Source organism: Mycobacterium sp. TH-M25 (assembly GCF_057473665.1).
This window is the reverse complement of the sequence record NZ_JBYCLA010000532.1, coordinates 1-3,242: the sequence shown is the minus strand read 5'-3', so window position 1 is coordinate 3,242 and position 3,242 is coordinate 1. Positions and strand designations below refer to the sequence as shown.

The 3,242-nt window shown below is 68.1% G+C and carries 4 protein-coding genes; 1 reads left to right on the top strand and 3 read right to left on the bottom strand.

Annotated features, from left to right (window positions below; translation table 11 throughout):
* Window positions 1-80 precede the first annotated feature (80 nt).
* Window positions 81-911: a hypothetical protein gene (locus tag AC2VOU_RS17850; RefSeq protein WP_486958575.1), complete on the bottom strand. Its 831-nt coding sequence runs from the start codon at window positions 909-911 to the stop codon at window positions 81-83.
* Between the two features lie 95 nt (window positions 912-1,006).
* Window positions 1,007-1,279: a hypothetical protein gene (locus AC2VOU_RS17845; protein ID WP_486958574.1), complete on the bottom strand. Its 273-nt coding sequence runs from the start codon at window positions 1,277-1,279 to the stop codon at window positions 1,007-1,009.
* A gap of 79 nt (window positions 1,280-1,358) precedes the next feature.
* On the opposite strand from AC2VOU_RS17845, the gene AC2VOU_RS17840 reads away from it, so the two are divergent.
* Window positions 1,359-1,817 carry a VapC50 family PIN domain-containing toxin gene (locus AC2VOU_RS17840; RefSeq protein ID WP_486958573.1) on the top strand — a complete coding sequence of 153 codons (459 nt, stop codon included), beginning with the start codon at window positions 1,359-1,361 and terminating at the stop codon, window positions 1,815-1,817.
* Window positions 1,818-1,877: 60 nt separating this feature from the next.
* Here AC2VOU_RS17840 and AC2VOU_RS17835 read toward each other — a convergent pair.
* A partial coding sequence (locus tag AC2VOU_RS17835; protein ID WP_486958572.1) for a formate--tetrahydrofolate ligase occupies window positions 1,878-3,242 on the bottom strand: 1,365 nt, incomplete at its 5' end.

The following is a 3,242-nucleotide window of genomic DNA, read 5'->3' as shown; positions in this document are numbered from 1 at the left end:
GCCCTCGCGCTCGTTCTCCTGGCCTGCGGACCCGTCACCCTCGAACTCCCATACCACACAGGAGGTCATCCACATTCACGTCAGTAGAGCCCAATCTTTATCGTCACGATCTCACCGGTCCTGCGATATTCATACCAGTGGAATGGGCCGAACTGATGTCGGATTGTCTCGGTGCGCTCGATTGGAACCTCGTAGACCAGACTGTTGCCTTGCCGCTCGACTGGCGCGCTGTGAGAGACTAAGTCACGAAACACGTTGACGTTCGTGATGCCGTGTTTACCGGACACCTTGTCCCATCCCCAGCCATCATCTGGGGACATCGGGTCCCAAAACCCACGTCGAAGCACGACACGATTACCTGCCAAGTCCGTTGCCTCGGCGATGATGTCATCCCTGGGCGGTCCTTCCAGCCCCGGTCCCTGTTTGAAATTGTGGTCGACCAACTGAGCGTTACCGTCGGGCTCCTCGCCGAAGGTGAAGCCTTCGAGTCCGGCGGTGGCGGTGTCGAGTTTGGTGGCGATCTCGCGGTCGGCGTCCACCAAGCCCATCACCCGGTGCCGGATGAAGTTCGTGTGGCCGGTGGCGGCCTTCTGCCGCTCGGCCAGCTCGGCGTCGGTGTGGCTGGTCCGGGTGTCGGTCACCCCGTAGGTGTCGCTGACGTTGAACCCGTCTCGTTCGGCGTCGACGACGGCTTCGAGCACCCCGTCGCGGTGGACGGTCAGCTGGTCATAGCCGCGCTCGGCGATCCCGGCGGCGGCGTGCAGCTGATTGGCCGGGGCGATGATCGTGGTCACGTCACCGGTGGTGCGCGCCTGCAGCGCATCGGCGGCGTTGCCCTCCCACACGGTGCCGCCGGGAAGCGCGGCCTCGTCGCGCACCTCGGTGAACCCAGCCACCCATCTGTCGGCCATGGTCCGCCAGCGGGCGGCCGCCTACGTCAGGTGATCGAAGCTGGCGGACTTGACCTGCGGGAGGGTGGGGATCGCCGGGGTTACATCGGCCATGGCTACGCCAGTATCGGCACTTGCGGCAGCTGCCTGGCAGAGCGGGTTTCGTTGTTGGAAACTTTGGTGGCGGCCCTCCCCAATTTGATTCCGGTGGTCCGCAGCCGCGACGCCGCCGCCGTGTTGACCTTCCCGGCCAGCACGTCCAGCCTGCCCACCGATGCCGCGTTCGCCTGCCGCCCCGATGCCGCGACTACCGGAGCACCGGCGGCGAAGCCGTCGGCCAGCACCCGCACACCATCCGGGGTGACCGCTATCTGGGCCGGGGCCGTCATGCGGCGAGCGTAACCGATGCGGGCGGGGACGTCACAGCAGCTCGACGCCCGGTCGGAGCTGCGTGCCACCCTGGCGGGAATGGGGGGTGAAACACCGGAGCCGGACCCGCTGGCTGCCCTGCGGTCCCGGTTCGCGTCGGGGTGTGCGCCGGAGGTCGCGGTCGGGGCCGGGTGGCACAACGTGCTGGTGTCGATGGACCGGGCGCTGGGGACGGTCGCGCCCGATTCGCGGTACGAGCAAATCAAGGTCTCGTGGGGCTGTCTGGTCGTCGGCACGACGCACGACGGTGAGGGCGCAGACGTGGACGGCATCGTGCTGGGCGCGGTCGCCCAGGCGAGCCGGACATGTGAGACGTGCGGGGTCGCCGGGGTTATCCGGTCGCGGCGGACGTTTAGACTAAGCAAATGTCCTAAGTCAGGTCAGGCGGTGACCGAAGCCGCCGCGGTGTGCACAAATCCGCCGCTGACCGTCGGGGACATCATCGACAGGCTGGAACGCGATGGTGCGCCTATTTCCGCATCGCTCCTCCGGTACTGATCACCAACGGCCTTCGGCTCGCCGTTCGACCCCGGCCCTGAGACCGATCATGGCCTCGGCTCAGAACAGCCCGACCGTGCGCCCGTTCTCGTCGATGTCGATACCGTAGGCTGCCGCGGTCTTGGTCAGGCCAGGCATCTGCTGGATGGTGCCGGTCAGCGCCACCAGCCAGCCGGCCCCGGTGTAGGCGCGCATGTCCCGGATCGGGATCTCGAAACCGTCCGGGGCGTTGAGCAGCTTCGGATCCGCGGATAGCGAATACTGGGTCTTCGCCATGCAGACCGGCAGGGCACCGAGCCCCTGAGCCTCGAAGGCGGCGATCTTCTCGGCGGCCGCCGGGTGGTACTGCACGCTGCCGGCGCCGTAGATGCGCCGGGCGATGGTCTCGATCTTGTCGCGGATCGTCGCCTCCGGCGCATACAGCGGCCGGTAGCCGGAGGGCTGATCGGCGGCGACGGCAACGGCCTCGGCGAGTGCGGTGGCGCCGTCGCCGCCCCTCGTCGGGCCCTCGCTGAGTTCGGCGGCGAACGCCCCGGCGTCCAGCGCGAGCTTACGCACCAGGTCGCACTCCTCGTCGGTGTCGCTGGGGAACCGGTTGATGGCGACCACGCACGGCAGGCCATAGACCGCGACGTTGTCGACGTGGCGTGCGAGGTTGGCGATCCCGGTCTCGATCGCCCGCAGCTGCTCGGCGCGGTCCGCCTGCGGGTCGGCGAGGCCGCCGTGATGTTTGAGTGCCCGCACGGTCGCCACCAGCACACACGCATTCGGCGTGAGCCGGCCCGCCGGGCAGACGATGTCCATGAACTTCTCCATGCCCAAATCGGAGCCGAAACCCGACTCGGTGACGACGTAGTCGCCGACCTTCAACGCCACCCGGTCGGCGACCACCGAGTTGTTGCCGTGCGCGATGTTGGCGAACGGCCCGGCGTGCATGAACGCCGGCTGGCCCTCCAGGGTCTGCACCAGGTTGGGATGGATGGCGTCGCGCATCAGCACCGTCATCGAGCCGGCGGCGTTGAGGTCCTCGGCCGTCACCGGCGCGCCGTCGCGGGTGGCCCCGACGGTGATCGCGCCGAATCGGCGGCGCAGGTCGGCCAGATCCGACGCCATGCCGAGGATCGCCATCACCTCCGATGCTGCGGTGATGTCGAACCCGGTCTCCCGCGGCACGCCGTTGACGTGGCCGCCCAGGCCGGTCACGGTGTGCCGCAGCCCACGGTCGTTGATGTCCAGGCAGCGTCGCCAGGTGATCGACAGCGGATCCAGGTTGAGTTCGTTGCCGTGCAGGATGTGCGCATCGATGATCGCCGCCAGCAGATTGTTGGCCGCGGCGACCGCGTGCGGGGCACCGGTGAGGTGCAGGTTGGTGTGCTCCTTCGGGACGATCTGGGCGTAGCGGGCGCCCGCCGCTCCGCCCTGCAT